Source organism: Synechococcus sp. A15-44 (genome assembly GCF_014280115.1).
GTDB lineage: Bacteria > Cyanobacteriota > Cyanobacteriia > PCC-6307 > Cyanobiaceae > Parasynechococcus.
The window spans coordinates 1,449,512-1,476,023 of record NZ_CP047938.1 but is presented as its reverse complement, the minus strand read 5'-3'; the positions used below and the strand labels follow the sequence as shown (position 1 = coordinate 1,476,023).

General features: G+C 53.6%; 34 protein-coding genes and 2 pseudogenes. 25 read left to right on the top strand and 11 right to left on the bottom strand.

Annotation, left to right across the window (positions count from 1 at the left end):
- Positions 1–150 precede the first annotated feature (150 nt).
- Positions 151–1,224: a phosphotransferase gene (locus SynA1544_RS08315; protein ID WP_186512944.1), complete on the top strand. Its 1,074-nt coding sequence runs from the start codon at positions 151–153 to the stop codon at positions 1,222–1,224.
- Positions 1,225–1,444: 220 nt separating this feature from the next.
- Here the strand turns inward: SynA1544_RS08315 and SynA1544_RS08310 are convergent, their stop codons facing one another.
- A complete protein-coding gene (locus SynA1544_RS08310; protein ID WP_186512943.1) occupies positions 1,445–2,239 on the bottom strand; it encodes an SDR family oxidoreductase in 795 nt (264 codons plus the stop codon).
- A gap of 103 nt (positions 2,240–2,342) precedes the next feature.
- Here SynA1544_RS08310 and SynA1544_RS08305 point away from each other — a divergent pair, with 103 nt between their 5' ends.
- Positions 2,343–3,101, top strand: a complete 759-nt coding sequence (locus SynA1544_RS08305; protein ID WP_186512941.1) for a bifunctional 2-polyprenyl-6-hydroxyphenol methylase/3-demethylubiquinol 3-O-methyltransferase UbiG — start codon at positions 2,343–2,345, stop codon at positions 3,099–3,101.
- 77 nt (positions 3,102–3,178) lie between these two features.
- Here SynA1544_RS08305 and SynA1544_RS08300 read toward each other — a convergent pair whose 3' ends face one another.
- The 6 genes from SynA1544_RS08300 to SynA1544_RS15060 all read right to left on the bottom strand — a co-directional run bounded on the left by SynA1544_RS08300 (position 3,179) and on the right by SynA1544_RS15060 (position 5,760).
- On the bottom strand, positions 3,179–3,853 hold the full coding sequence (locus tag SynA1544_RS08300; protein ID WP_255477527.1) for a DUF429 domain-containing protein: 675 nt from the start codon (positions 3,851–3,853) through the stop codon (positions 3,179–3,181).
- On the bottom strand, positions 3,844–4,143 hold the full coding sequence (locus SynA1544_RS08295) for a DUF86 domain-containing protein (protein WP_186512939.1): 300 nt from the start codon (positions 4,141–4,143) through the stop codon (positions 3,844–3,846). The genes SynA1544_RS08300 and SynA1544_RS08295 overlap by 10 nt, the downstream gene beginning before the upstream one ends.
- Entirely contained in the window at positions 4,140–4,448 is a 309-nt protein-coding gene (locus tag SynA1544_RS08290; protein WP_186512937.1) for a nucleotidyltransferase family protein, read from the bottom strand. Before SynA1544_RS08290 ends, SynA1544_RS08295 begins: the two co-directional genes overlap by 4 nt.
- Before the next feature lie 18 nt (positions 4,449–4,466).
- Positions 4,467–4,781: an Arc family DNA-binding protein gene (locus tag SynA1544_RS08285; protein ID WP_255477526.1), complete on the bottom strand. Its 315-nt coding sequence runs from the start codon at positions 4,779–4,781 to the stop codon at positions 4,467–4,469.
- Between the two features lie 240 nt (positions 4,782–5,021).
- The gene (locus SynA1544_RS14760) at positions 5,022–5,666 is read right to left on the bottom strand and encodes a hypothetical protein (protein ID WP_255477525.1); all 645 of its coding nucleotides are present in this window, start codon (positions 5,664–5,666) and stop codon (positions 5,022–5,024) included.
- The gene (locus SynA1544_RS15060; protein WP_370594110.1) at positions 5,650–5,760 is read right to left on the bottom strand and encodes a DUF2811 domain-containing protein; all 111 of its coding nucleotides are present in this window, start codon (positions 5,758–5,760) and stop codon (positions 5,650–5,652) included. The genes SynA1544_RS14760 and SynA1544_RS15060 overlap by 17 nt, the downstream gene beginning before the upstream one ends.
- A 991-nt stretch (positions 5,761–6,751) precedes the next feature.
- Between SynA1544_RS15060 and SynA1544_RS08270 the strand changes: the two genes are divergently transcribed.
- The 4 genes from SynA1544_RS08270 (at position 6,752) to SynA1544_RS15055 (ending at position 9,407) form a co-directional block, all read left to right on the top strand.
- Positions 6,752–7,111, top strand: coding sequence for a cupin domain-containing protein (locus SynA1544_RS08270; RefSeq protein WP_186512935.1), 360 nt, complete (start codon positions 6,752–6,754; stop codon positions 7,109–7,111).
- A 248-nt stretch (positions 7,112–7,359) separates the two neighbouring features.
- Complete coding sequence (locus SynA1544_RS08265) at positions 7,360–8,211, top strand: hypothetical protein (protein WP_186512933.1); 852 nt, start codon at positions 7,360–7,362, stop codon at positions 8,209–8,211.
- 10 nt (positions 8,212–8,221) lie between these two features.
- Complete coding sequence (locus tag SynA1544_RS08260) at positions 8,222–8,992, top strand: SdiA-regulated domain-containing protein (RefSeq protein ID WP_186512931.1); 771 nt, start codon at positions 8,222–8,224, stop codon at positions 8,990–8,992.
- A 58-nt stretch (positions 8,993–9,050) separates the two neighbouring features.
- Positions 9,051–9,407 (top strand): VanZ family protein, encoded by a 357-nt coding sequence (locus SynA1544_RS15055; protein ID WP_186512929.1) that lies wholly within the window; start codon positions 9,051–9,053, stop codon positions 9,405–9,407.
- Positions 9,408–9,718: 311 nt separating this feature from the next.
- Here the strand turns inward: SynA1544_RS15055 and SynA1544_RS08250 are convergent, their stop codons facing one another.
- Complete coding sequence (locus SynA1544_RS08250; protein ID WP_186512927.1) at positions 9,719–10,414, bottom strand: TMEM175 family protein; 696 nt, start codon at positions 10,412–10,414, stop codon at positions 9,719–9,721.
- Between the two features lie 110 nt (positions 10,415–10,524).
- Here SynA1544_RS08250 and SynA1544_RS08245 point away from each other — a divergent pair, with 110 nt between their 5' ends.
- The gene (locus SynA1544_RS08245; RefSeq protein ID WP_186472935.1) at positions 10,525–10,920 is read left to right on the top strand and encodes an amidase family protein; all 396 of its coding nucleotides are present in this window, start codon (positions 10,525–10,527) and stop codon (positions 10,918–10,920) included.
- Positions 10,921–11,088: 168 nt separating this feature from the next.
- A pseudogene (locus SynA1544_RS15050) lies at positions 11,089–11,259 on the top strand (amidase family protein); the annotation flags it as partial.
- 139 nt (positions 11,260–11,398) lie between these two features.
- On the opposite strand, the gene SynA1544_RS08235 reads toward SynA1544_RS15050, so the two are convergent.
- Positions 11,399–11,623 carry a hypothetical protein gene (locus tag SynA1544_RS08235; RefSeq protein ID WP_186512925.1) on the bottom strand — a complete coding sequence of 75 codons (225 nt, stop codon included), beginning with the start codon at positions 11,621–11,623 and terminating at the stop codon, positions 11,399–11,401.
- 432 nt (positions 11,624–12,055) lie between these two features.
- Here SynA1544_RS08235 and SynA1544_RS08230 point away from each other — a divergent pair, with 432 nt between their 5' ends.
- From SynA1544_RS08230 to SynA1544_RS08185, 12 genes are all read left to right on the top strand, one after another.
- Complete coding sequence (locus SynA1544_RS08230; RefSeq protein WP_186512923.1) at positions 12,056–12,226, top strand: hypothetical protein; 171 nt, start codon at positions 12,056–12,058, stop codon at positions 12,224–12,226.
- Positions 12,227–12,287: 61 nt separating this feature from the next.
- Complete coding sequence (locus tag SynA1544_RS08225) at positions 12,288–13,259, top strand: integron integrase (protein ID WP_186512921.1); 972 nt, start codon at positions 12,288–12,290, stop codon at positions 13,257–13,259.
- A 402-nt stretch (positions 13,260–13,661) separates the two neighbouring features.
- Positions 13,662–14,954: a hypothetical protein gene (locus SynA1544_RS08220; protein WP_186512919.1), complete on the top strand. Its 1,293-nt coding sequence runs from the start codon at positions 13,662–13,664 to the stop codon at positions 14,952–14,954.
- An 87-nt stretch (positions 14,955–15,041) separates the two neighbouring features.
- Complete coding sequence (locus tag SynA1544_RS08215; RefSeq protein ID WP_186512917.1) at positions 15,042–15,755, top strand: endonuclease/exonuclease/phosphatase family protein; 714 nt, start codon at positions 15,042–15,044, stop codon at positions 15,753–15,755.
- Positions 15,756–15,908: 153 nt separating this feature from the next.
- Entirely contained in the window at positions 15,909–16,907 is a 999-nt protein-coding gene (locus SynA1544_RS08210; protein WP_186512915.1) for a hypothetical protein, read from the top strand.
- 104 nt (positions 16,908–17,011) lie between these two features.
- Positions 17,012–17,671, top strand: a complete 660-nt coding sequence (locus tag SynA1544_RS08205; RefSeq protein WP_186512913.1) for an ankyrin repeat domain-containing protein — start codon at positions 17,012–17,014, stop codon at positions 17,669–17,671.
- Positions 17,672–18,174: 503 nt separating this feature from the next.
- Positions 18,175–19,011, top strand: a complete 837-nt coding sequence (locus SynA1544_RS08200; RefSeq protein ID WP_186512912.1) for a DUF2971 domain-containing protein — start codon at positions 18,175–18,177, stop codon at positions 19,009–19,011.
- A 290-nt stretch (positions 19,012–19,301) separates the two neighbouring features.
- A complete protein-coding gene (locus tag SynA1544_RS08195; protein WP_186512911.1) occupies positions 19,302–19,772 on the top strand; it encodes a GDP-mannose mannosyl hydrolase in 471 nt (156 codons plus the stop codon).
- 524 nt (positions 19,773–20,296) lie between these two features.
- Positions 20,297–20,599, top strand: a complete 303-nt coding sequence (locus SynA1544_RS14750; RefSeq protein WP_255477523.1) for a transposase — start codon at positions 20,297–20,299, stop codon at positions 20,597–20,599.
- A gap of 112 nt (positions 20,600–20,711) precedes the next feature.
- Entirely contained in the window at positions 20,712–20,879 is a 168-nt protein-coding gene (locus tag SynA1544_RS14745; RefSeq protein WP_255477522.1) for an IS3 family transposase, read from the top strand.
- A gap of 19 nt (positions 20,880–20,898) precedes the next feature.
- The gene (locus SynA1544_RS14740) at positions 20,899–21,483 is read left to right on the top strand and encodes an IS3 family transposase (RefSeq protein ID WP_255477521.1); all 585 of its coding nucleotides are present in this window, start codon (positions 20,899–20,901) and stop codon (positions 21,481–21,483) included.
- Positions 21,484–21,559: 76 nt separating this feature from the next.
- The gene (locus SynA1544_RS08185) at positions 21,560–22,105 is read left to right on the top strand and encodes a hypothetical protein (protein WP_186512910.1); all 546 of its coding nucleotides are present in this window, start codon (positions 21,560–21,562) and stop codon (positions 22,103–22,105) included.
- Here the strand turns inward: SynA1544_RS08185 and SynA1544_RS14735 are convergent.
- The gene (locus tag SynA1544_RS14735; RefSeq protein ID WP_255477520.1) at positions 22,075–22,272 is read right to left on the bottom strand and encodes an integrase core domain-containing protein; all 198 of its coding nucleotides are present in this window, start codon (positions 22,270–22,272) and stop codon (positions 22,075–22,077) included. The genes SynA1544_RS08185 and SynA1544_RS14735 overlap by 31 nt on opposite strands.
- 478 nt (positions 22,273–22,750) lie before the next feature.
- Positions 22,751–23,008, bottom strand: a pseudogene (locus SynA1544_RS15045) (leucine zipper domain-containing protein); the annotation flags it as partial.
- 215 nt (positions 23,009–23,223) lie between these two features.
- On the opposite strand from SynA1544_RS15045, the gene SynA1544_RS08175 reads away from it, so the two are divergent.
- The 5 genes from SynA1544_RS08175 to SynA1544_RS08155 all read left to right on the top strand — a co-directional run bounded on the left by SynA1544_RS08175 (position 23,224) and on the right by SynA1544_RS08155 (position 26,466).
- Complete coding sequence (locus SynA1544_RS08175) at positions 23,224–24,429, top strand: Fic family protein (protein WP_186512909.1); 1,206 nt, start codon at positions 23,224–23,226, stop codon at positions 24,427–24,429.
- Between the two features lie 216 nt (positions 24,430–24,645).
- Positions 24,646–24,849, top strand: coding sequence for a hypothetical protein (locus SynA1544_RS08170; protein ID WP_186512908.1), 204 nt, complete (start codon positions 24,646–24,648; stop codon positions 24,847–24,849).
- A gap of 183 nt (positions 24,850–25,032) precedes the next feature.
- Positions 25,033–25,410 (top strand): nucleotidyltransferase domain-containing protein, encoded by a 378-nt coding sequence (locus SynA1544_RS08165; RefSeq protein WP_186512907.1) that lies wholly within the window; start codon positions 25,033–25,035, stop codon positions 25,408–25,410.
- Between the two features lie 478 nt (positions 25,411–25,888).
- Entirely contained in the window at positions 25,889–26,137 is a 249-nt protein-coding gene (locus tag SynA1544_RS08160; protein WP_255477518.1) for an AbrB/MazE/SpoVT family DNA-binding domain-containing protein, read from the top strand.
- Positions 26,131–26,466, top strand: a complete 336-nt coding sequence (locus tag SynA1544_RS08155) for a type II toxin-antitoxin system PemK/MazF family toxin (RefSeq protein WP_186512906.1) — start codon at positions 26,131–26,133, stop codon at positions 26,464–26,466. Before SynA1544_RS08160 ends, SynA1544_RS08155 begins: the two co-directional genes overlap by 7 nt.
- Positions 26,467–26,512: the final 46 nt, after the last annotated feature.

The following is a 26,512-nucleotide window of genomic DNA, read 5'->3' as shown; positions in this document are numbered from 1 at the left end:
CATCATCCAATTGAGCATCTCTTTGTGCTTGCGGATCACGAATGGGCTGTGTGGCGTTTGCAGAGACTGTAAGGAAGGCAGTCGGGCTGCATCGGGGTGTCCCTGGCCTTGAGGGTTGAATGGTTCAGTGTTGCGCAAGCTGAAGCATCGATGCTGGTTCTCCCTTCTGGTGATGCGATTGATTCGGAGTGGCTCAGCGCGCAATTGAATCTTGGTGTCGAGGCACTGGAGATTGAACCTCTGGGAGTGCCTCAGGGATTTGTATCCAACACGATGCGCCTTAAGCCGCAAGGACCCTCCAGCGCTCTGCCGGACTCATTGATTCTCAAGATCGACAGTGAAAATCCTGTTGGTCGGGAGCTCGCCCTCCATCTCAATTGTTTTGGCAGGGAGGTGGGTTTCTATCAATCATTGGCTCCTCAGCTGGCGCCGTTGGTGCCTCATGCCTACGCAACGGGCAATGGCTCCAGCGATGCAGGGCGTTGGTTGTTGCTGGAGGACCTCTCGGCCATGGCGGTGGGGAACCAGGTGCGCGGCATCAATGCCATGGCCTGCGGGCAGGTTCTTGAGGCCATTGCCAGTGTGCATGCCCGATTCTGGACGTCCTCAGCCTTGCTGAACCACGACTGGTTGCCTGATCACCAGTTCTGGTTTCAAGGCAGCAGCGAGACGTTATCGGCGTTCCATCGCAGCTTCCTGGAGGATTACGAGCTGCGTGTGGAACCTGAGGCTCTTGAAGCGGTCGCTTTGGTGATCGAGCATTCCCAGGCCATTGATGCGGCCATCGCCCAACGGCCCTTCACCCTGGTTCATGCGGATCTGCGGGTTGAAAATGTGTTGTTTGCCAGGAACGCCACGCAGCGTGACGTTGTTGTCCTCGACTGGGGCACCCCCACACGCTCCATGGCCGCGATGGATCTCGCTTTCCTGATCGGCGGCAGTGTGCCGATGCCGGCCAGGCGAGGACGGCTTCACGACCTCTGCTCGCAGTGGCATCAGAGCCTGAAGACTCACGGCGTGAAGGACTACAGCTTCAGCGATGCCTGGGCTGATGTTCAACTTGCCGCGTTGCGTTGTCTAAGTTCCGTGCTTTTTCTGCACAACTGGCAGATGGATCCCAACATCACCTCCCGGGCCATGCTGCTCGACGATGAATGGATTGAGCGCTGCTGCGCTCTGGTTGTGGAGCTGGATGCGCTCGACGTGCTGAAGACCTTCGGCTGAGTGCATCCTTAACTTCGCTAAGGGCAACTCGCCAAGGCAGCCTCCTCCAGGCTGCAGTCGCCCTTGGGCTGGGCCTGTCGGGCTCTGAGCGCCTCCACCTCCTGACTTGCTGCCTGGCGATCAGTTCGTCGCTGCGTTTTGGCGTGATCGTGCTCAGGATCAAGCCCCAACCCCAGCATTTTTATGCACTAGCGCAATCCCGCATCGGTCGATCCTCGTTTCACGGCGCTGTGTAGGGAAAGTCGGCTCCCTGATCCATCCAGAAGGGCTGATGCGATCGGTCATAGATGAACCAGGGTTCCGCACGGTTGAACGCCTCTGTTGTGGTCTGGGTGAGCACCCAGTGGCAGAACCGAGCCGCCAGATGCGCTGGAATCAGATTGGCGCGGTTGTCGCGGAAGAACGATGCGAGGGGGAACTCCGCCGGATCCGCATCTCGCAGGTTGGCTTGCATGTCTGTATCAACCTCACCGGGAATCAATTCAGCGACCCCGATTTCGACTGGCCCGAGCTCCAGCCGCAGACTTTCAGTGACTGCATGCAAAGCGTGCTTGCTCATGCAATAAGCGCCAAGACCTGGAAATGTTTCGTGTGCTGATCGAGTCGACAGGTTAAGGATCCTGCCGCCAGAGGGCATGTAAGGCGCGATTGCGGCGGCCAGCTGTGCCGGCGCCACGGCCATCAGGCACAACGACCGCAGCAAACCAGGCGCGGACTGGTGGATCAGAGATCCCAGCGGTTCAACAGTTCCAGCCCCATTCACCAGTGCAGCCACCGGTCGGCCAGCGAGAACATCCTTAAGCATCTCGACAGCCTTATCCAGCCCGGCCTCGTCACTGAGGTCAACGTCCAGCGTGATGAGATTGTTGCCAGGGTTGCAAACTTGTCGTGACAGTGTCACGACGTGGAATCCGGATCCCAGCAACAGATTCACGAGCTCGCGACCGATGCCACGGCTACCGCCGCTCACCACCACAACCCCGTTGGGCAACTGGTTGAGCTGATCCAAAGCCATGAAGGAAGGTGTTGGGACTGAAACTACTCTGAAGATGTTGCCTGAGCTCTAAGGGTTTCACAGTCTCGACTTGCAGCGGTATGTCCCATCGTGTCGTTCTTTCATGATCATGTCCCCAAGAGATGCACGATCTGATTGGAAAGCCTATGCGCCGGAGGCGATTCCAACGAAAACGAATTTTGGCCCTCTTGAGATCGTCTTGTCTGATATCAAGGTGACGTTCGGGGAAGAGCATCCTCCCTTGATTCTCGACGCTGGCTGTGGAGTTGGCGTTGTAACCAGATTGATTTACTCCAAGGGCTTTTCTGTTGTGGGGGTCGATATTAACGAGGCAGCATTGCACTTTGCTCGCGAATCAATCTCAGCACGGAAGGGGCTATCCGAGGGTCTGTCTGAACGTTGTCTCCGTTTTATTCACGGCGACATTCTTGCGCTGTTTCCCTCGGGAATACAAGCTGGTGCATTCAGCGGTGTTGTCTGCCAGCTTGTTATTTCGATCATTGGAGCAGATCATGATCGAGCTGCTTTGCTTGCGAGCCTATACACAGCACTTCGCCCCGGCGGTTATCTCTATCTTTCGGCCTCGGGTGTATCTGATGATATCAATGCCCAGTATGCAGAGCTCTACAAATCCGACACGGAAATCACCAAAGAGTTGTATACCTATCTATCGCGAGACGATCAGGGCAGGGCTCTTTATGCCACCCATCATTTCTCAGAGGATGAGCTGAAGAAACTATTGCTCGATACTGGATTTGCCGACATAAAAATTGACAAGAAAAGAGAAGTCAGTAGTCGAAGAAGTGGCCAAGCGGCGTACTTTTATTATTGCTGTTGCCGCAAGCCTTTCGTTGCATATTAGCCGATCACATTGATTTCAATCAAAGCCAGCATTGAAGTCGTCGGGTTGATAAGAAAGCCCTCATCCGCGCAGATCATTCAAAGTGCAACACCGTTGAGCAGTTGATCGCCCACGGCAAGACCGGCACCGAGAAACATCCGAAGCGACAACGGCCCTGCGTTCATCGGCTTGGTTGCGGACGGTGGCTGCTCCGCCTTCCGGTACTGAGTCGAGCGGCTCACCTTGTAGGGCACGCGGTAGTTGCGGTTGAGCAGCGCCAGCAGGGCCACATGGGGGTAACACTCGATCAGGGCCGGCCCTTGGCGAGCTGGAGTTGTGGTTTGCAGGAGAACGCCGAGTTCAGCGAAGCGTTCCCGCAATTGGTCGGCGATGGTGCCTGGGCGTTCAGCTGATGGGCTGTGCACGGCGCAGCCTTTCGGCCCGAAGAGGCTGGCGATGGCGGTGTCGGCGGCGCGACGGCTGGTGATGGGAGTCGTTGCCAGGGGCATGTCGACCGACACGCAGCTCAGCTCTGCACCAGCGAGCTGTTTGGAGGCCTCGAGCAGTGCTGCTGGGTCGGGTCTGCTGCCGGTGGCCTTCTGCTCTGGATCCCAGGTTTGTCCTGATGCCTGGTCGATGAACGCTTCGTGGCTGGGGGCGACGGCCATGCAGCTCCACCCTGTCGCTGTGTTCTGCACCAGGGCAATGCCGCTGGGCTGATGGGCCGTCCAGGCGGCGTCGATGCCGAGGACGCAGGAATTGATCAGTCCCAAGCCTGATTAAGGAGCCGTGTGACTGTTGTTCTCAGATCGGGAAGATCGATGGAGACGGTGAGCCAGACACGGGAAAGGTTCACTTTGAGGTAGTCGTGAATGAGCACATCACGCATGCCTGCAATCTGCCTCCAGGGGATTGCAGGGTTGGCCTCCCGCAACTCAGTGCTGAGGTTTTTTGTGGCTTCTCCGATCACCTCAAGATTGCGGACCACACCGTCCTGGATCAGCCGTGAAGCCAGGAATTCCTGCTCAACTCCTGCGGTGTATTCAGCGATGCGCTTGGTCACAAGGCCAGAGCTTGCTCCAGGATCTGGCTGCGGATCAGTGGGTGAAGGTTCTCCGCTTCCGTCACATCCACTGGACAGCCCAGGAGATCCTCAAGCTCCTGCCGAAGGCTGATCAAGCCCAATAAAGACTGGCCTTTGGGGAGATCAATCAACAGATCGAGATCGCTGGCCTGGTGCTCTTTGCCTGTGGCGATTGAGCCATAGATCCTCAAGTTCGAGGCGCCATAACGTCTCGCCACCTCAAGAACCTGAGGTTTCAGCGCTTCCAGTCGCTGGCGAATTGTCGTGGCAGCAGCACTGTTCATTGCGCCAGGGCGTTGACCTCAGTATCGGTTGAATCGGCTGTTTTGTCGTTCAGGCTGCTGAAGGCTGATGCGTGGATGGGCGTTCATGAGATCAGGCGCTGCAGGCGTGTCGCTCCGTGATGGCAACTCCAATTCGGCGCCACCGAGCCGGGCGAAGTGGTTGTGAATTTGAGAGCCCAGCCCCTCGTTGGTTGCTGCTTTATCAGCTGGTTTCACCACCTGGCGAAGGATCTGGCGCACCTCTTCTTCCATCGAGTGGCCGTGTTCCGCAGCGCGCTGCCGCAGGCGATCGCGCACGGCGTCGTCGAGGTTGCGGATCGTGAGGGTGGCCATGGATCTGAAGTTGCCAGCAGCGCATTCATTGCTGTCAACGCTAGCGATGGGCATGGGCGGGGTTTGCCTGAGGGTCTGTTTGATTCATGCCCGGGCTGTTCCATGGGAAAGCATCGCCACAGCGGGTGTGGGATTGCCTTCGCATGATCTCTTTCTCCCTCAAGTGAGGGATGAAGCTCATTACGCGGATCCCTCAATCGAGGGAGATGGAAAAAGGCCTGTGCAGTTCTTCGGGACTTCTCATTGAGGTCTCCCCCGGATGAGGGATCCCAAAGCCTGCCCATCGATGCAACCTGAAGGGAATGGCTCCTCCGTGCGATGGCTCCCACCCTTCTGTTCATCACCGGCGTGCTGGCCGGGCTGATTGCTGGCTTCATCCTCAGCCGGGTGTTCGGCCGCAGCAGAAGCGGTGATGGCTCTGTTGAGGTCCGGCTGTTGGAGGAACGCCTTCTGAAGGCCGATCAGGGCCTGGCGCAATTCAGCCAGCAACTGGAGGCGCAAAGCTCGGAGCTCCGGGCGGCACAGCAGCAAGCCCAACAGGCGAGCGAGCAGGCGGCGGTGAGCCGCACGCAACTGGAGGGCGTGAGCCAGGAGCGCGATGCGCTCAAGGCCGGTCATGACAGTGCACTGGCCGTGATGGATCAGCTGCGCCGCGAGAAAGAAAGGCTTACGGCAACGATGGCGGAGGTGGCCGAGAAGCTGCGCAGCCAGGAAAGCCAGACCCAGTTCCTCGAGCAGGCCCGCACAGATCTGCTCACCCAGTTCCGCTCCCTCAGCGGCCAGATGCTGGATGGCTCCCGCGAAGCCTTGCTCAAGAGCACCAAAGAAACGGTGAGTGAGCCGTTTGCCAAGGAAGTGCTGCAGTGCCCTACGAATGCAGACCATCGGGGGTGCAGGCCTGCTTGCGAAACAGACCTCCGAGGTAGTGCTGCACAACGGCACGCTCCTTGCAGCCCTGCTGAAAGAGAAAACCTGCAATGGCGGCCTGGACGACGCGGTATTGGTCCCACTGCGGATGCTCAGCGATAACCCCCCCCCATGGCGCGATACAGATCCTCCGGCAACTGGTTTTCCACACTCACGTGAACCGGCATCAGATCGGGTGTCTCGTTCAACTCGTCCCACGGCTGTCAACCCATTCATCAGGCCATGGCGCTTGCAGTGCTGTCAAAAAGCGGATTCAGTCCGCCTAAACGACGTGCTCCGTGAAGAATCAAGGCCCTCACTGGGTTTGATCGCCATGCATGTGTCGTGGAATACGACCTCGAAGGACGCGAGATCCACCTGTCAAGCGGAGGGCTCGTTTTCCCCGGAATGTCTGGTAGTGGCTGGCAGGCCTGAATCGAGCCCTGTCGAATCTGTGGAAAACCTGTGGAAAGATGATTTGATTCGGTGGATCAAAACCCTGTTTACAGCTGCTTATCAGTTGGTGGGCGCGGCAGCAGAAATGGCAATTCCCTCCGGTTTCTGCGGTGGTTCGTCACGGTCCGAAAGGATCGCCTCCAGTGCGGCCGCCGTCAGCTGAGCGGCGGTGATCATCCCTTCCGGGCGGCTGAGCAGCAGGCGCAGCGGATGGCCGCACAGCCGCTCAATCGATGCTGCGAGGATTCAATCCCATCAACACGGGAGCCGCTCAGCCGGCGTCCGCGCAGCTTGGATGGCTGAGCTGTTCTCTCTCAGCCTGTTAGCCAGCAGAGCGTTGCTGAAAGAGTCGGCAGCTGAGAACGAAGCGATGCCGATGGTCGTCAATGGACATTGACGTCGCTGATGCCGTGGAGCACTACATGAAAGCCCGGCGCTGCCAAGCTGAATCATTCCAATCCTGGAGTTGACCAGACGTCGCCTTGGAATCGGACGTCAGCAGCGCTCCATCATTCAGACAAGCGTGAATCACAAGTGATTCAGATTCAATCACAGGAAAACATTTTGTTGCCTGAGCCCATTAACAGGGTTTGATGCCACCATCGCTAATGTCTATTGATTTGAAGCTTGCCATGTATTTGGCCAATCTCGCAGACCTGCAGGATGCAGGCGTCTCACACAATCAAAATATCCGCAAGAAGGTATTACTTTCACCAAATACTATCGATCACTTGGTGTATCTTTCTCACGCTGTATTCCCACCTGGCGAAACAGCAGAAATGCACCATCATCAAGACATGACGGAAATCTTCTATATCTCTTCTGGTTCTGCACAAGTTACTGTTGATGGGAAGAATTTTGAATGTCCGACTGGTTCATGCATCGCCATCGAACCCCATGAACAGCATCGACTCTCCAATACCAGTAATGATGATCTGGTGATTCTCTATCTAGGTCTTCACGCCTGATCCGGAGCGCCCAATCAATCATGTGCTCTGCTCCGTGGACAAGTGAGTGTTGATTCAGTTGTCCGCGAAGCAGCTTGCCGCAATGGCTCACCACGATGCGGTGAAACCGTGAAGCCTCATGGGCGGTTCGCCTGCAAACCCTTGTATCGACTGTGGCTGTCAACAGAGCTGCTTGCTAAGACAGAGTCGGTAGGCAGAAGGCTCGCTGCGCACTTGTTGTTTGCACACCTTTTGATGGAGCTGATGAAATGACATCCGATCGCATCACCGACAACACGGATCCGAGTCTTGGCTATTACCCAAGCCCAGGATGGGAATGGCAGAAACCGGCACCAAAGGCCTCCTTGGTGGCAAACAAGTTGGATCGCTTTGCCAAGGGCTGGATCTTGAACTTAGTGGAGCTAGTGCACTGGCTTCCCTTTATTCCAACCTTCATTCTTTCTTTCCTGATTTTTCAACACAGTGAAGATCTCAGACCACTTCTGGGTGGCAGCGACTTACGCGTCTTTCTACTACTGCTCAGCCCACTGATCCAGACCTTCGGCGGCCTGATGGGAATCACCATGCATGAATACGAAGGCTGGCAAGTGGCCTTCTTCAAGAACCCACTGGATAGTGATTTTGCGGTTGATCACTATAACAACGAATGGCTACGCGAAGTGGCCTACAAGCTTCTGTTTGTGCTCCAAGGGCTTGGTTTGCTGGCCTTCTCGCTGGCCGTCTTCGGTTTCAGCGCCATCACCATCACATTTGCTGTCTTGAGTGGACTGATTGCTTTCATTGGTCCGCAGAACCCCAAGGCCACCTTCTCCTTTAACGATCAACCGGTCTTTCCCCTGGCTATTTCAATCCTGGTCGTCTTCATCGCCAACGCCAGTGTTAACTTCATTGCTTATTTCGCCCTGCTAGGCGATCCCCTTGTCGCCGAAGGTCTGCCTCGTGCGTTGGCGGCGCTGGCACCATTGCTGCTGATGCTTGGTGGCATGATTGAAGGGATTCTTGCAGAGTCAAGCTTTAATCAATGGTGGCATTTCACTGCCGTTGTCTTTCTGAATCTCGGAATGGTGGCTCAGATTCTTCTCTTCCCGGTGCTGTGGTGAACAGACTGCCATGACATCGTTCCATTACGACCTCAACCATCCAGACAACAGTTATTCGCTACCAGATCCATACAAGGAAATTTCGGGACTATCCCCTCTTGAAGGCAACAACCGCCTGGCCTTTGTCCAGGACGAAGCAGTTCAGATCCATCTCTTTGATTTAGCTTCTGCAACAATCACTGAACTTGCCAAGCATGGCGACGGTGATTCAGAAGATCTTGCCGTGATTGGAACGACTGCCTATGTGCTGAAGTCAGGCAAACAACCAGCGATCTACCAGGTGTTTGATTTTCAATCCGATCATGCACTCTTTGAAAGCTATGATTTAGCGCTGGACAAGAATCAAGACCCAGAGGGCTTATGCCATGACGCCAGACGGAATCGATTGTTGATCGCCTGCAAAGGACCCTCAACCAGAGATGATCCAACGCGAGGCATCTATGCCTTTGATCTTCAAACAATGCAGATGGATTCTGCTCCAGCTTATATCATCGATGGACGTGATTTTCTTGTCAACCAAGAAGATACCTTCAACCCTTCCGGGATTGCCATCCACCCTCGTTCCGATGATCTTTACGTGATTGGCTCCAAGGGAGAGAAAATGATTGTTTGTTATGGAATGGATGGTCGTTTCAAAGAAGCCTTGGGTTTAGACAAGGATCAGTTCATGCAACCTGAAGGGATAACATTTCTGTCTTCCGGGGAACTTGTGATTTCCAGCGAAGGGAAAAAAGGCAAGAAGGCTGAGATCCTGATCTTTGCTGCGTCTCGGCAATCATGATCAGGCTGATGCAACTCCATCAATCCAGATCCATGGATGATCAAGGCCACGCAAGATCGTGACAGCATTCATCCATCGCCACTGGCTCAGTCTCAGCATCATCCTGCTTGGATGCATCACCGCTCTATCACTGAACCCACTCAGCACTCTTCCAGAGGCTCCAGGCTCCGATAAAACCCATCATTTGATTGCCTACGCAGTGCTTGCTTTGCCGACGGCACTGCGAAGGCCAAAGCGCTGGCCATTGATCATCCTCTGTTTTGCGCTTTACAGCGGACTGATTGAACTGATTCAGCCTCGCGTCAATCGCTACGGTGAATGGATGGATTTCATGGCCAACGTTGTCGGCCTGCTGATTGGCGTTTGCTTGTCTTTTCTGATCAACAAGCTGCGGTCGAACCAGACGATTCATTGATCGTTTGGGAACCCGTGCAGACCCATCGTTACCTGAAGAACTCACTTCGAGGCTGACCAGGCTGATAGAAGAAGGCGAATTAATCCAATCAAAATTTTCATACCGGCACTATGCTTGATCGCAGCTATTCATTAATGCCACCCCAGCATCAAGGAACTTTTGACGATATTTTGATACTTTTCCCAAGAGAAGGAAAGCAAGCAGATCAATGGATGAACAAGCGCTTTTCCTCTCGAAGATTCCTGATATTTTGGGTGAATGACCTTCCATGAGAGCTGAAAGATGAGTAGCTTTCATCTTGCAATATCAAATCACTTTGGACTGATTGATTCGCTCTGGTCCTCAATCCGTGGAGTTTTGAGCGCTTTCTGATCCATCCACCAAAGCAGACCATACCCCGGCAAAAGCATCAGAAACGTCCATTCCCACCAAGCGGGAGACAGGAAGAGAGACACACCAACACTCAACAGGCAAACCCCTGGCTCAAGAGCCAGTTCAAACAACAGATGCCATCGATGCTGGACCTGCAATGGTTCAGCCAACAACTCGGGTCGACGCCATCCATGCACAAGAGTCAGAAGATCGAAGAAGCCGATCTGGACCAGAACCAGGCTGTAAGCCACCTGGATCGATGACTTCAATGGCATTAATTCCAGAAGGTCATTCACAAAGGGAAGCAATGCCACCCCCATCAGACCACCCAATTGCAACCATCGGTGCGTTGCATCGGAGCGCACGAAACGGCTCGCCATGAAGAGGTGCGATTGCCAATAAAAGCCCACTAAGACAAAAGTTGTCAGATAAATTCCGAGCGATGGCAACTGATCATTGAGATAGCGATTAAGGGATTCAGAAGAGAGCAACACGGCCGGATCAGGTCGGTCGATCTGCAGCAAAATCAACAGAAAACTAAGGCCATAAATAACATCTGTGAGGCGTTCGATACGAGCAAGAGATCGGACTGCTGGATCCATCGTTTGACGCTCAAAAGTTTCGACGTTCGGCATCGCTCATCAGATTCATCTCTGCTGATTGTGGAGCAGATGCCCACAGGGCACAAGCCTCAGTCCCTTTTACTGAGAGAGATGCCAAGGTGGGATTTAAAAATTGATCTTGTATGTCATCAAACAGAAGACAAGTATTGCAGATAATTGCAGGAAGCCTTGGGGCATGCACGGCACTGCTGCTGCGTGATTTCACCTCTGCATTAGCTGGATCGAATTCTGCAGTTGCCAGGCCCTTATCTCTTGATAGAGGTGGATTGATTGACGCATCAACATCTGATCTTCTCGAGCATTTTCAACGTCGTGAGCTTTCGCCAGTTGAGGTTCTTGAGGCTCAGGTCGAGCGCTACAGCCATAGTGAGCCACTCATCAATGCTCGCACCGAGACACACGTTGACTCAGCACGAAAGGCAGCCAAAGAGTCTGAAGAAAGAGATCAAAACAGAACCGCTCGTCCACTGGAAGGAATCACAGTGGTACTGAAAGATGAATATGACGTTAAGGGCTGACTCACGACAGCAGGCTCAAAAGTCTTGAAGGCCAACGTGGCCAGCAGCAATCACCCTGCAGTAGACAAGTTGATGAAAGCCGGTGCCGTTCTGCACCTGCAGACAACCATTCCAGAGATGTCGTTAGCGGGTGTGGCCTGGACTGATCTCTGATGGGTCACACGAAATCCATGGCATTTCAAGTACACAGTTGGCGGATCTTCGGGAGGTTCAGGCGCAGAACTTGCGGCAGTGATGACGACTCCTGCCACCGGGTCAGACAAGGGATGCGAATCGCTTCCAACTTTGTCTCAGAGACTCCCGCACTCTTCACGGGAAGACGGTTCCCTGAATTCCTGAACCAATTGGCCGTCATCTGAATGCGACTCACCACAAGGACACACGTTCAGCGACTGTCGTGACCTGAACTGCCATGTCCCCGTAGGTCGCTGAAGCGCAACAACGTGAGGAGAACAGCCGCCAGGGCCAGCAGCAGATATCAACCTCCCGGTCCCAAAAGGCCGCCAACCGGTCGCAAGCCAAGGTCAATGACCACCAAGAACACAATTGCCAGCACTGCGGCACCGGCCCACAGCGCCAGCGCACGCTGCTTGCGCCGATGAGCGACTCGCTGCAAACGCGGAAGCCCGCCGCACATCAGAGGCGCCAACCAAAGCAGAGCCATCACGCCACGGTGGAGATTGATCACCCAGCTCATCGCCATGCAGTTACACCTTCAAGCTTCTCGGGAATGGAACGAGCGAGGTTAAGACCACATCTTTGTGGCCTGTTGGGACGAGCACTGGTTGTTGTGAGCCTGAACTGATCTCCCTGCCACACGACCACAACATGAGGTTCAACTCGCGGATGGCCAGAGCAGCACAATGGAGAAGTTGAGAACTGCCGGAATCGTTCCTTGGACTCGGGTGTGGACCTAGGGGCGATCAGCCATTGGCAACTTTTACAGAAAAAGCTGAACTAGCAGCAGCTTCTGCGGTCCGCCTGAATCCTGTTCCGATGGCCCATATGAGGCCGAGGCGCGACGCTTTCTGGTTCATCTCGTTGTGATCCTGCAAATTTCAATCGTCGAGACGCAGCGGATCGATGCAGTGTTTGAAATCTTTCATGCCCGGTCGACCCGCTCAGCATGTTCTCAATGACCGCGTTCGCGAAACGACAAGCGTTGGTTGAACACGACACTGGGAACATTCCAGAGCCGATGACCAGCGATCAGCCAATCAAAAGACTGGTGGGTTTCGATAGCGCACCGGTGTGGATGTCACCTGAATCGATTCCCATGTCGGTGGATGGCATCGCCACAAAGTGATGAACTGAGTGGCTTCGGCTCTGCTGCGGGGAACCCTCAAACAGAACCAAAAACCACATGCATGAGCGGTTCAGAGCGATCGCCAAGGCTGATTGAGCGCTACCGGCAGGAACTGCAGGTGCGCCATTACGCCCGACGCACGGTGAGCACCTACACGCAGTGGATCAGACGTTTTCTGCGCTTTTACCGCTTACGGCATCCAAGGGACATGGGCAGTGATGAGGTGAACACCTTTCTGAGCCATCTCGCCACGACCGAACAGGTGAGCGCGTCCACTCAGAACCAGGCTTTGGCCGCAGTGCTGTTTCTGTATCGCGAACTTCTGGGGCAACCCTTGGCGCTCGATTCCGTCGTCCGGGCTCGAACACGGAAACGTCTGCCTGTGGTTTTGAGTGTGGCTGAAGTGCGTGCCGTGCGAGAGCAACTGGAGGGTTCACCAGCACTGGTGGTGGGATTGCTTTACGGCAGTGGGTTGCGCTTGATGGAGGCCTTGAGGCTGCGCGTCAAGGACATCGACATCGGGCGTCGAGAGCTCTGCGTGCGCGATGGCAAAGGGGGGAAGGATCGACTGACGCTCTTGCCACAAAGCCTGATTCCTGCCCTGGAACAGCATCTGATTGATGTTCGCCAGGTGCACCAGCGTGATCTGGAGGTCGGCTGGGGAAGGGTGCTGATGCCCTATGCGTTAGGTCGCAAATACCCCAATGCCGAGCGCGAATGGGGCTGGCAGTGGGTGTTTCCGCAACAGCATCGTTGGACCGATACCAGCAACGGCTGCCAGGGGCGGCATCATCTGGATCCCAGCGTGGTTCAAAAATCGGTGAAACGCGCTGTGGCGGCAGCTGGCATCACCAAGGCAGCCAGCTGCCACACCTTCCGGCACTCCTTCGCAACGCACCTGTTGGAACGGGGGCAGGACATCCGCACGATTCAGGAACTGCTCGGTCACAAGGATGTGAGCACCACCATGATCTATACCCACGTCCTGAATTCAGGCCCCCTCGGTGTACGCAGCCCCGCGGACATTGATTAGTGCTGTTCAACAACAAAAAATGCATCGATTTGGTCGATATACATTTATTGCCGGCAATCTTTTTTACCCCGCATTATCTTTCTGCACTAGAAGCCAGCCCGAAGGTGGCCGTAAGTCTCGTGACGACTCATGCATCCGAAATGCTGTTCGCCATTCGACATGACTCAAACTCATGGAAAGGCCAATCAGCTTCTGCTAGAAGAACTCAGGACAGCAGGGCGGGTTATCGGACCCGTGAACCATGGCTACGATCGAGACAGAATCCTGCAAAAGCCATGCCATCAAAGCGATCTGAGCAGCGCCAGACCATGAAGGTTTCGTGGTTCACGGAAAGAAAGGCCTGCTCAGAGGTGGTTATCGGAACCGTCCAATAACTAGTTAACCAGTACAAGGCGAAATTAAATGGCGTCTCCATTATCAGATCTTGATGAACTAGTCCTGAAATGCAGGGACGAAAAAGTCAGACACTATATAAAAGAAGCTGTGTCATGCTACAAGTCTGGCGCATTTAGATCTTCTATCGTTTCAACATGGATTGCCGTATCTTTTGATATCATTGATAAACTGAAAGACTTGAGTCTTGCGGGGGATAAAGAAGCAGAAAAGCAACTTGAAGATTTTGAAAAAGCAAGAAAAGCTGGAGATATAGCAAAATCACTGAAATTTGAACGGGACATCCTAAAGGTAACGAGAGACAGACTTGAATTAATATCTCATGTTGAATATATCGACTTAGAGCGATTGCAACAAGACCGCAATAGATGTGCCCACCCATCTATGACGTCTGATGGCGAAATCTTCAATCCGTCTGCCGAACTAGCAAGAGTCCATATTCGTTCCGCCGTTGAGCATTTATTACAATATCCTCCTGCTCAAGGGAAATACGCTTTAGATATTTTGATTAAGGAAGTTGACTCAGAATATTTCCCCACAAAATTATCGAACGCAATTACTTCATTAAAGAACAGTCCATTGCTTAAGGCACGTGATAGTCTTGTTAGAAACTTTGTAATCGTTCTCCTGAAAAAGTTGCTGAACGAGGCAGAAGACTACAAAGAAATATCACGAATATCAACAGCTCTAAATGCTGCCGAGCAAATGCATAAGGATATTTATGTCGCAACTTTAAAAGAAAAGTTGTCAATCCTTTTTAGATCCCTTGATGATGACAACATTGACAAAACCTTTCCAATTCTTCAACGACTCACCGAGAGCTGGGAATTTCTTGACAAGGATGTCAAACAAAAAATCCAGGCATATGTGGAAGATCTTCCCCGAGATAAATTTGATGACCTGAATTTTCTCCTAGAGCATTCAGGGCTTTCTGGCGCGGCAACGAGAAGAGCTAAAATGGCAACAAGGACCGAACTGAAAGACTCGGTATTCTTTATCCTTCCCTATCAAGTTGGTGACAGGATCGTCGAGCTATATACAGCTTCTGTTTCCTTTGATCAGGCAAATAGTTTCTCATCAACTGTTACAACAAATTCATCTGATTTTACAAAGGAGCAAGTTGAAAAAATAATAAGAGGATGTGGTGAAAACTATCAGATTAAAAACAGTTTCGAGGTTGATACTGTCATAAATGCCATGCGCCGCAATAAATCAGTGACGAACGAAGAAATAGATCTTTGGCTAAATGAAGTTGGGTTGAAAGAATACGTTAAAACAAAATCCGAAGAAGAGAATGGTTAACAAATCACTTCAGCGGACGGCAAGAAGCGCGGCGGCGCTGGCGCGGCAAGTTTGGGTGGGCCGCCGCTGAGTTCAATCGTTAGGCGTATGCACATCGCGACCTGGAACTGCAACGGCGCCTTGCGCAAGAAGCTGGATGCATTAGATAAATTGAAGTTTGATATCGCAGTGATCCAAGAGTGTGAGGATCCCGCCCGCTCAACGAGTGCCCCCTATAAGGCATGGGCGAAGAATTACCTTTGGACAGGAACGAATAAGAACAAAGGGATTGGAGTATTCGCTGCCCCAGAAGTGAAGCTAAAGCCTGTTGATCTTGACCTTGGCCAACTCCAGTCGTTTCTTCCGTGTCGGGTTCAAGGAAGCTTCTTGCTCGTGGCCACTTGGACTCGACAAGCGAACTCACCTACTTTTCAATACATTGGGCAACTCTGGAAATTCATTCAAGCTCACCGTTCAATCCTTTCATCTCAGCCAGCGATGATTGTAGGAGACCTAAACAGCAATGTCCGCTGGGACAAATGGGATCGTTGGTGGAATCACTCCGATGTAGTTAAAGAGTTGTCGGAACTCGGACTGGAGAGCGTATACCACCGCGCTCGCGGTCTTCCGCAGGGTTCAGAGCCAGAGCCAACATTCTTCCTGCAGCGCAATCCTCTGAAGGCGTATCACATCGATTATGCCTTCGCTCCAGTTGCGTGGATGGATAGCTGTTCTGCATGGATTGGTGAATCCGAAGAATGGTTGCAATGGAGCGACCACATGCCATTAGTAGTTCGAGTGAATCTGCCCGATTCCGCCTAACAAGCCCCTCGAGTGGACAGGCCACCATTAAACAACTGCTGCGCCACCCCAAGCTCCCTGCCTGCCACTCAGGGGCAGCGTTAGCTGCAATAAGAGCGAGGCATGAGCACAAAAGGGAGAGACAAAGAGGCCAGTTTAATACGTGATGCGAACGTGGCTTCCGCCGCCGGTAGACTATTGCTCGGTGAAATATCGTCCTGGAATGATTTCTTAGAGCCTGATTTGATCGATTACGCGAGTTTGCCTAGGAGACAACTCAAAAGTGGGAAGAACGACATTCAAAAAAACCTACAACGCAAAATCGATAGGTTTTGCAAATCCAACTTCAAGAGCATGACCCGAGATAAACTTGTTCTTCTTTATGAAGAGCTAAAAGCGCATAGAAGACTTGAAATACCATACATAGAATTTAGCAAGAAGTACTCCCCAATAAATAATTTTAAAACAAGAGGGTATCCCGAACATAGCACTATTTGTATCTCGCTATGGGGCATGCAATATCGTTTTCCTGAGCATGATTTTTCAAACGATATGATATACGCCTTAAACCAATTTTTCGAAGCAGATTCAGAATTGGCAACCTATGAAGAGAAAGAACATCAGGAACTAAAAAGAGACAAGGATTCAATATCAAGCCTAATACGAAAAATTGACAGTTCAAAACGACAGATTATGCAAACCTCATTCAGTCTCCTTGAGTGCTATCTAAATGGACTGGCTTGGTCATTTTTTAATAGAGAAAATAAACCTGCGTTATCTAAAAGAAAAACCGATTTACTAAAAGATACCTCGAACGTAAGCCTCAGAGATAAGATAAAAAAATATCCTAGCGCAATTTTTGGAAAGGAATTGAAAGAGGATATTTATAGGTTTGTAATAGATGAAGCAAAACCCTATAGGGATTCTCTAATGCATCCATCTCCGTTTTCTGCCCCCGAAAAATTTGGCGGTTATGACAAACTTGAAAAACTGTATAATCTCGACAAAGACATCGTAAATAAAACTACATTTGGCGTTATTGAGATTATTGAAGAAATAGAGAAAATGAAGGGCCAAAACATGCCAGCACCAATATGGTTGCCAAAGTTAAAAGCGGCAGCTAACAAGACGCTTCACCCGACCCAAAACCGCGATGCGGTTTTTGTCGGGTGAGCTTAATCGTTAGGTTGCTTTGCGTTATCTGGGGGGACAACGGTTTGAAAGCTTCCTGTGAAAGAAGAAAGTTTTATAGTTGATTTAGTTAAGGGTTTAGGGCAATGACTCCTAAATGGGTCGGTATCACTAAATCAGAGGCGCTTCTGGACGGTGAGGTTGTGATTCGCCATGCACTTGCAGATGCCACAAAACAATATAATTGGAAGAAAACCCTTGAAATTCTTGATGAGCGTCCAGATTTGATCAATGTGACTCGTCCTGATGGGCGATCGCTATACACCCCTCTCCATCAATCTGCACATGGAAATGCGCCAGGAGAAGTAGTACAGAAAATGTTAGACATGGGAGCATGGCGGACGTTACGGAATGCTGATGATGAAAGAGCAGTAGATATTGCAAAGAGAAGGGGATATCAGAGCTTGGTTCATTTACTAGAGCCAGTCTACAAAACACATATTTCTCACACAACACTTCAAAAAATTCAAACTAATTTCCACGAAATTATTCTCGGTAGAGCAGGTGATTTGGTTCAAAAATCTAGGCTGAGGCTCCCAGAGTTAGAACCGTTGCTAGAACTAGAACAACCTAGAATGTGGTTTCCAGTGCCTCGCATGTATGGTGGGTTTAGTTATTGGCTTGATGGTGAGGGGAAAAATGCAAAGTTGATTTCTGAGAGTTGGTGTCGTGTTGTTGGTGGATCAGGGCAGCGTCATGAGATTACTAGCAAGGAGGGAAAATTAGTTGATGAAGGTTTTGTTTAAATCTACGGGCGTAGACGCAACCTAACAACCGCGCTGCACCGGAACGTCCCAAGCTGATCGCTGAGTTGCAAAGGTTGTCTGCGTCCGGTGAACGGTGCCGTTAGGTAACATTAAGTGAGCAAAAATCGCCGTCGATGGATTCGGTGAAATGATCTCTAAAAGGAATACGTGGCTCAGACAAGATCCAACATTGTTGAGGGACTTTTGCGGACCGTATAACAATCCAAGGGAGAAGTGGTAATCCGCTGGAATCGTTGCTAAGAATGGAGTGCTGATCTAGAGGCAGTAGGCCAGTGGCAGCTTATGCAGCAAAAGATCATCTTGCTGCAGCTTATGCGGACCGCCGAAACACTGTTAGCTCGACAAGTAACATTCTCATCGGAAATCTTTTCTGCTACTGAGCCGCTGTGAGAAGGCCGAAGGGATTCGCACCTAGCCCAGATCGCGACCAAGTTGCATTGCCGCATATGGACGGTGATGATCTCGTCGCTTCGATATTCTTGATGTCGCCCATAGAGCGGCGAAAGTTTCTGCACATACACAACTCATGGCCTCGCTTTTTCTATAAGTTCAGAGCATTTTCTACTGAAGATCGGCTGCGCTCCCAGATGGTCAGAAATGAGATCTTTCTTAGTAGTCCAAGGGACTTCAACGATCCATTTGACATGCGAGGAATGCTGGTTATCAAAGGAGGCATTGATGACTTGATCAGGAAGTACAAGGCACTTCCAATGAGCAAAGCGGTGCGAAGGAAGGCGATGAAGGATGCGAGGAATGGCGTCAATGCTGAGGGTCTTCAAGGGTATGTCTCAAGAATGTTTAGACCTTTGAATCAGTTTGATGAGATGATAAAGGAGCAGGGCGTTCACTGCTTCGCCTCTCGGGACAAGGAGGTAAGATCTAGTGGACCAAGAAGCAACTTAATGTGGAGTCACTACGGGGATTCCCACAAAGGCTATTGTCTTCAATATTCCGTTCATGCAGATCCAGTATTTGTCAGGTCTGTCAGAGTCGGCTACGCCTCGGAATACCCTGTAATCAATTGGCTTTCAGATAGCTTTCCCAATGATGTACTTAGATGCGTAACGCAGAAGGATAAATGCTGGGAGTATGAAAACGAGTGGCGATATATAAAGCCGAACTCTGCCAGGCAGTTGCTCTCCGTCAGTGCCTTCGGGATAAAGAGCGTAATTATTGGCGCAGAAGCCACTCCTGCATCAATTGAGCTAGTAATGCAGATAGCCCAAGAAAGAGACTCTTTAATGGGCGTCAAAACTAATGTGTTCCTCGCAAAGCGATCGACGACCCAGTACCGCCTTGGCTTCACAAAGCTAAGGTGACTAGCAGGCAAACACAGATTCTTCATGACGGAATCTAAATGGGCAATAGCAAGCCTTACTTCGAGCTAACATCAAGATTCAGCGGACGGTGGCATTGTATTGGTGGCTCGGCCAGCAGCTGCTGCCCGCCGCTGATCTTGAGCGTTAGGCCCCAATCGGACCAGAGCACCCATAACAACTCAAGCCAAAATGATGACAAATAAGAGAAAATGAATCATCAAAACGCAGCACCCCTAACCTTCAGAAACAGAAAACGTTAATACAATAGAGCTGATCAATAGTTTAAAAACATGACTCAATCATCTCCCATCAATTATCTAGAGAAGAATGACTTCCTTGATGTCATCGACAAAACCCCGCTGGTGTCAATCGATCTGATTATCAAAGACAGCAATAACAGAGCATTGCTTGGTTATCGGAATAACAATCCAGCCCGCGGTTTTTGGTTTGTTCCTGGCGGCCGCATTCGAAAAAATGAAACCTTAGCTCAGGCCATGAAAAGGATTGCCTCGAATGAACTCGGGATCGAGATCTCCATCACGGATGCCACATTACTCGGCGCTTATGATCACATGTACGACGACAACTTTGACGCGAAGCCAGGCATCACGACGCACTATGTAGTCCTTGGCTATGAAATAAAACTACCCTGCAAACAAGAGATCAAGATGGACACACAACACTCTGAAATCCAATGGTGGTCGATTGAAGATTTACTGAACTCTGAAGCAGTCCATCGCAATACCAAGGCCTACTTTTGAAATCTTCTCAAGGCAAGCAAAGCTAATATCGACTCGCTTCATTTTTATATTGCACTTTTATTCAGCATCGGATGTGTGCAGGTTCATGAGAAAAAACTAAAACATGCTCAAATGCAAGATGATCTTATGGAACAACGAGACCTCAAACGCATCAACACCTCTTCACGCCCTGAATGCGTGTAATAGACAAGATTCTTTCTTCCAGTTAGAACAGTCCATGCGTAGCAAAAAAGAAATGCCGCTTACGGCTGGGGTCACAACACCCTGTTGCCAAATTCGAGACATCCAAGAGAAGGCAACTAGCAGCGCCGATAACCTTGACTGTTTAATTAAATCTTTTTAACCATCAAAATATTGAGGCGATTCAGTAGATTGAAAAATGAGCTTCTTGCTGCCATCCCTAGTTGAGAAAGAGCCAGTTTCCCGCTCTTCCTACAGCATCTGCGTGGAGGGCACTTTGAGCTGGTCTGGTTTTTCTGGACAGGTCCCATCGTTAACCTCTGAGGTGGGGTATCGCCCCTGAAATGGGGCTCCCACTCATGAGCAAGCGACGCACCCACAGTCCCGAATTCAAGGCCAGAGTCGCCATGGAGGCGATCAGTGGCCGCAAGACAATCCAGGAGATCGCTGCTGATCACGCGATCCACTCCATCCAGGTAAGCCAGTGGAAGAAGCAGCTGCTGGATGGCGCCAGTGAGCTGTTGACGCGAGGCAAGAAGAGCAAGGACAAGGAGGAGGGCCAGGCCAAAGAAGCTGAGCTGTTCCAGCAGATCGGCAAGCTCCAGATGGAACTGGAGTGGCTCCAAAAAAAATCTCAGCTGCTCTGATGCCCGTGAACTGCGAAAGCTGGTCGATCCAGGCCACCCTGAGCTCAGCATCAGCCGCCAATGTGCACTGCTGGGCCTACCCCGATCGACGCATGACTACCGGCCGACACCGGTGCGGGAATCGACGCTGCGGATCATGGCCAGGATCGATGCTCTTGATCTGGACGATCCGTGCAGCGGTAGCCGTCGGATGGTCGAGTACCTGGCCAGAGAAGGCATCCCGATCAGCCGCGATCGGGTGCGAAAGCTCATGCGCCGCCAAGGTTTGACAGGCGATTGACCAACAACCCCGCACCACCGTGCCAGGCGAGCCATCCGAGCGATTTCCCTGCCTGGTGGACCTCAAGCAAGTCAGGGCAGCGGACCAGATCTGGGCGACCGATATTACCTTCATCCCGCTGCAGAAGGGATTCCTCTACCTGGTGGCAATCGTGGATCTGTTCTCCAGAAATGTTCTCAGCTGGAAGCTGTCAAACAGCCTTGACACGGAATTCTGTCTGCAAGCATTGGAGATGGCCCTCAGTGGTGGCCGTAAGCCGGAGATCTTCCACTCTGATCAGGGATGCCAGTTCACCTCTTCTGACTTCGTGGCCAGGCTGCGGGAAGAGACAATCAAGATCAGCTGGTCAGGTAGAAAGCGCTGCTACGACAACATCCTGGTGGAGAGATTGTGGCGAACCCTCAAATATGAGGAGGTGTATCTGCATGCCTACAACGATGGCTGGGAGGCTGAAGTCAACCTGGCCCGCTTCCTTTGGAGGTACTGCCATGTAAGGCCACACAGCTCTCTGGGAGGCAAAACTCCCCAAGAGGTCTACACTGAAACTGAACCCTGTTCCTCCCGCCCGGAGTTAACGATGTCAGGGGCCAGAACTGTCCAATAAAAGCCATCCACCTCAAACCTCTCTCCTAGCTAAGGCATCACTGCTTACTTCGCTAAACCCTGACGTACAGAAGGCATTGACGGATGCCTCGCGATGGATTACTGATGCTTTTTTATCCAATGCCACAATCGAGATCGTCAATTCCGTTGAGATCGAGCTCGCCGATATGAAGTCCTTGGACATAAGGTTAGTCCTAAAAGATGAAGCCAGGACAAGAGTCGACCCTTACTTACTTCTAAGTGAAGCCAATATTGATCTCCTCGCTCTTCTTTTTTACTTGGCCTTAATTCGTGAGTCGGCCAAGAGAGGTCAAGAGAAGATAATTTGCCTTGACGACATTTTTCAAAGTGTTGATAAGGTCATAAGGCTTCGCGTCTTGGATTTAGTTGCATCCGAGTTTGGCGGCTGGGAAGTTATAATTACAACTCATGATAGAAGCTGGGCAGAGGCGATAAGGGCTTCGTTTGTTAGCCACAGGGTGCCCACCTATCAGCTTGAACTTGAGCGGTTTGACCCAGTCAAGGGCCCTGTCATTTCTAGTTATCAAGGCAGTCTTCTTGAGCAACTAAATGTTGTGTCTCACCACGTTGATCAGCAGAGCAGCTCGTTGAGCCGCTGCTGAGGGGATCGACCGCCGAGGGCTGAGTGCTTCCTGAGCCGGTTATAGATCGAGAGGTAACGCGGCAGCCAGTTGTCGCGTTCCCGGGAGTTCTGGAAGGCCATCGCATAGGCCCATTCCTTGCAGAGGGTCTGGATGAACCGTTCGGCTTTGCCGTTGGTGCGGGGCATGTAAGGCCTGGTGCGGATGTGCTTGAGGCCAAGGGCTTTGCAGGCCTTGGCAAAGCTGCGTGAGAGGTATGCGGGACCGTTGTCCGACATCACTTGGCGGCAACTCCATGCCATGGCCGTTGAACCAGGCCACAGCACGGCTCAGGAAGCCGATCGCTGTGGCCTGCTGCTCGTCGGCGAGCACCTCGACGTAGGCCAATCGGGTGGCATCGTCGATCGCAACGTGCACACGGTCGTAGCCGACGCCGGCAGAGCGGCCCTGCCGCCGGTTACCGGTGATTCGGTGGCCGACCTTGCGAAAGCGGGCGAGCTTTTTGACGTCGATATGGATCAGGTCTCCGGGATGCTCCCGCTCGTAGCGCTGCACTGGAGGTTTGGGTTCGAGATTTCGCAACCGCCCGAGACCAAGGAGGTTGAGCACCCTGGCCACGGTGGAGAAGGGAGCGGCTAGCAGCCTGGCGATGTGCCGGAGGTGGAGGCGTTGGTGACGGAACTCCACGGCCTGTTGCAGTTGCTGTGGATCGAGCGTCCGCCGCTGGCTGCGGCGACCACTGCGTCGATCCACCAGAGCGGCTGCCCCACCTGAGCGGTAACGGGCCAGCCACTTGTAGGCACAGCGGAGGCTGATACCAGCTTCTGCGGCCAGTTCAGCCAGGGAGCGGTGGTGGTTCAGGTGTTGAGAAACCAATCGCAGCCGGCCTCGCTGCGTCAGGCGGGCATTGGCGTGTGTATGCATGGGGCGTGAGGTTTCGGTTGGGCGGTGACACCTCAACCGGTAGCGACCTCACACCTCATTGGCTACTGAACAACCTGCTGAGACAGAACACTTAGGCAGACCATGAGGGGATGCCAGAGGAGGCGTGCCTGGTGTTCTGGATGCGAGCGGTGCTGCACATGAAGCGATTGTGCGCCGCTAAACGCTTCACTCGATGAAGCGATTAGGCTGCACCGATGGCCTCATCCTGGATCTGGCAGCAACCGGACTGGCCCCGGTTCCGCTGGGACAACGCCGTTGTGGATTCCCTGGTGCTGGAGGCCCGTGCCGCACGCCAGGCGCTGCTGAGCAGCCTTGAGGCGCTCGAGCCCCCGCTCGACCTGGAGGCGATCTCCGCCTTGCTGGGCCGCGAGAGCCTGGGCACGGCCGCCATCGAAGGGGAGCTGCTGGATCCCGGCCAGGTGCGCTCCTCGATCGCGCGACGGCTGCAGCTTCCCCTGGCCGACGGGCAGCCCGCTGCCAGCGCACAGGTGGAGGGCCTGCTGGATGTGCTGCTGGAGGCCACCAGCGCATTGGAGGCGCCCCTCACCCTGGCCACGCTGCACCATTGGCACCGGCGCCTGTTCGCCGCCGGAGCCGATGGCCTCCGCGCGATCCGGATCGGTGAGCTGCGCGATCAGGCCCCGATGCAGGTGCTCTCCGCTGCCATCGGCCGTGAGCGCCTGCACTTCGAGGCACCACCCCGAGCCCAGCTGGAACAGCAACTGGCGGACTTCCTGGCCTGGATCGCCTCCCCACCAGCGCAGCTGGATGGGCTGGTGCGCGCCGGCCTGGCCCACCTCTGGTTTCTCACCCTCCACCCCTACGAAGACGGCAACGGCCGTCTGGCCCGAGCGATCACCGACCGGCTGCTCGCGCAGGACTCCCGGGCTGAGGTGCAACAGGAGTTGGCAGACCGCGCCCTGGGCATCTCCGCCCAGATCCTGCGCGAGCGGGAGGGGTATTACACGGCACTGGAGCGTTGCCAGCGGGGGGATCTGGATGTGACGGGCTGGCTGAGCTGGTTTGTGCAGCAACTCACGGCGGCGGCGGCCAGCCATGGCGCCGTGGTGGATGCGGTGCGGCGCAAGGCGGCCTTCTGGTGGCACCACCGCCGCAGCGGCTTCAACAGCCGGCAGCAGAAACTGCTGAATCGGTTGCTGGATGCCGAACCGGAGGGATTCAGCGGTGGCATGACACTGCGCAAGGCCATCAGCCTCACCAAGGTGAGCCGCGCCACAGCCTGGCGCGATCTGGCCGAACTGGTGGAACTGCAGGCGATTGAACCGATCGGCGAGGGCCGCAGCCGTGCTTACCGCATCCGCTGGCCAGAACGCTTCCCTCCGGATGGGAGGGCCGGATCCGGTGGCACTGGTTTACCAGGCGTGCCCATCCGCTTTTGACCTCCTCCACCCCACAGTCCGCGCCAGACTTGGGGACAACATCGCCTCGCTGGCCTTGCCTCGATCGCCTTGGCACCACCCAGGCCTTCGGCGGGCTTGCCATCGGCCTGATCGCCCTGTTTTCCTCCTATGACCACATCACCCTCGCCGGCCGCAGTCTCCAGCTCCAGCAGCAATGGGGGATCGTTTTCATCTTTGCCTCGGTGGCGACAGTGGTTGTCGATGCTCAACTGGCGTCGCGATCCCGACTACGAGATGCGCATGACCGCCAAGTTGATCGAGATCGAGCAGATCAAGAAAGAAACCGAGCAAGTTAGGCGCGAGAACAAGCGGCTCGCCGAGCTGAACTCCAGGATGGATGCCTTGTTGCGCCATCCCGATTCCTACTTTTCGATACCCCCCGAAACCGATTGCAACTGAGCGAGGCGGTGGCACTGCTGATGGAGCAGTAGCTCATTGAGTTGCTGCAACACCGCTGATTTCGCCGGTTGCGGGGTGCGGTTACTGAACCCGTTTCAAGTCCACTGACCTGGGGTCCTTCGCGCACAGAGCTATCGAGACCCCTAGCCTGCGCTGGTACCAACCAGCAGCTCTCCAACCTGCGTGGATCCAGCGGCGGTGGCAGCGGTGCTGGCCGCTGGTGTGGATCCGGCACCCCTGCGGCTGGTGTTGTACTCCTTCGGAGAAGCCTGCGGCTACGGCTCCAGGGCAAGGGGCGAGACCAGGCCCGATTCGGATCTGGATCTGCTGGTGGTGATGCCCCAGGCACGGTTGACCCCTCTGGACAGGCAGGTGGCACTGAAGGCGCTGCGGTCTGCCCTGCGGCCCCGGTGGGGGTGGACCTGGTGGGGGTGGGTCAGGAGGACGCCCGAACACTGGCTGGTTTGCGCTGGCACGTGGTGGCCCGAGCGCTGCGGGAGGGCCAGGTGCTGGCACTCAACGCATAGGAACCACCCCGAACCCATTCGCTCCAGACGCTGATCCAGGGCCTGGAGCCTGTGGAGAGACCATCCCTTTGGCGCCGGAGCTGCTGGATCCCACGCCATTGCCAGCCGATCGCGCGCGCCTGTTGGATCTCCTGGATGCACTCCATCAGGAGCTGCGAAGGCGCGTCGGTTGAGAGGCGAGAACAAGGAGCTGAGGGCACTCAATTCCAGGCTTGTAGTCGAAGGCTCCACAGAATCAGCTGCCCTTGTTGCGCCGATCCAATTCCTGCTCCTCGACACCCCCCCTAAACCGACTGCACCTGTGCGAAGCAGGTGCGTTGTTGAAGGAGCAACTGCGGCCCACTGGGGGTACGACAGCACGCAGGCCTTGAGTAGCAGTTCAAACAGGTGGTTCTCGGACGGCAACGCCGATTTGGCCGTGGTTCTCGGAACCTGCCAATAAAGAGTTAGCCAGAGCAAGGGTGATGCGGGAAGCTACCGCCGTGGCTACAATGTGAGCACGCCTGCAGGGTGTGGCCGTGGTTCGGGCAAAGCTGGTAAAAATCGGCAACTCGAGAGGGATCCGTCTTGCCAAGCCGCTGCTTGAGGTTGCGGGGTTGGCCGACGAAGTCGAAATCGAGGCGGCTCCAGGGGTTCTGACCATCAGGCCGTCGGCTCATCCGAGGGCTGGCTGGGCAGAGGCGGCATCTTCGTTCGAGCCGGAGGGTCTTCTCGATGAGATGAGCGCCACTCGGTTTGATGATGAGGAGTGGTCATGGTGACTGAAGAACATGTTTCAAGAGGCGATATCTTCCTTGTCGCGTTGAATCCCACGCGAGGATCTGAAATCAGGAAGACGAGGCCTTGTGTCGTAGTGTCGCCGGACGAGCTGAATGCTTACCTTCGTACTTTCATTGTTGCACCGCTCACAACTGGCGGACATCCATACCCGTTTCGTGTGCGTTGTAAGTTTGACGGCAAAGAAGGGCATGTTGCGCCTGACCAGCTGAGGGCCGTCGATAGGGACCGACTCGTCAAGCGATTGGGGAGTCTGTCGGAGACTACGTTGACTGAGCTGCTGGGTGTCCTTCAGGCGATGTTTGCTGTGTAGAGGCCTGGCTAACACGGCCATGCACCAGTCCCGCCACCAGAGAACC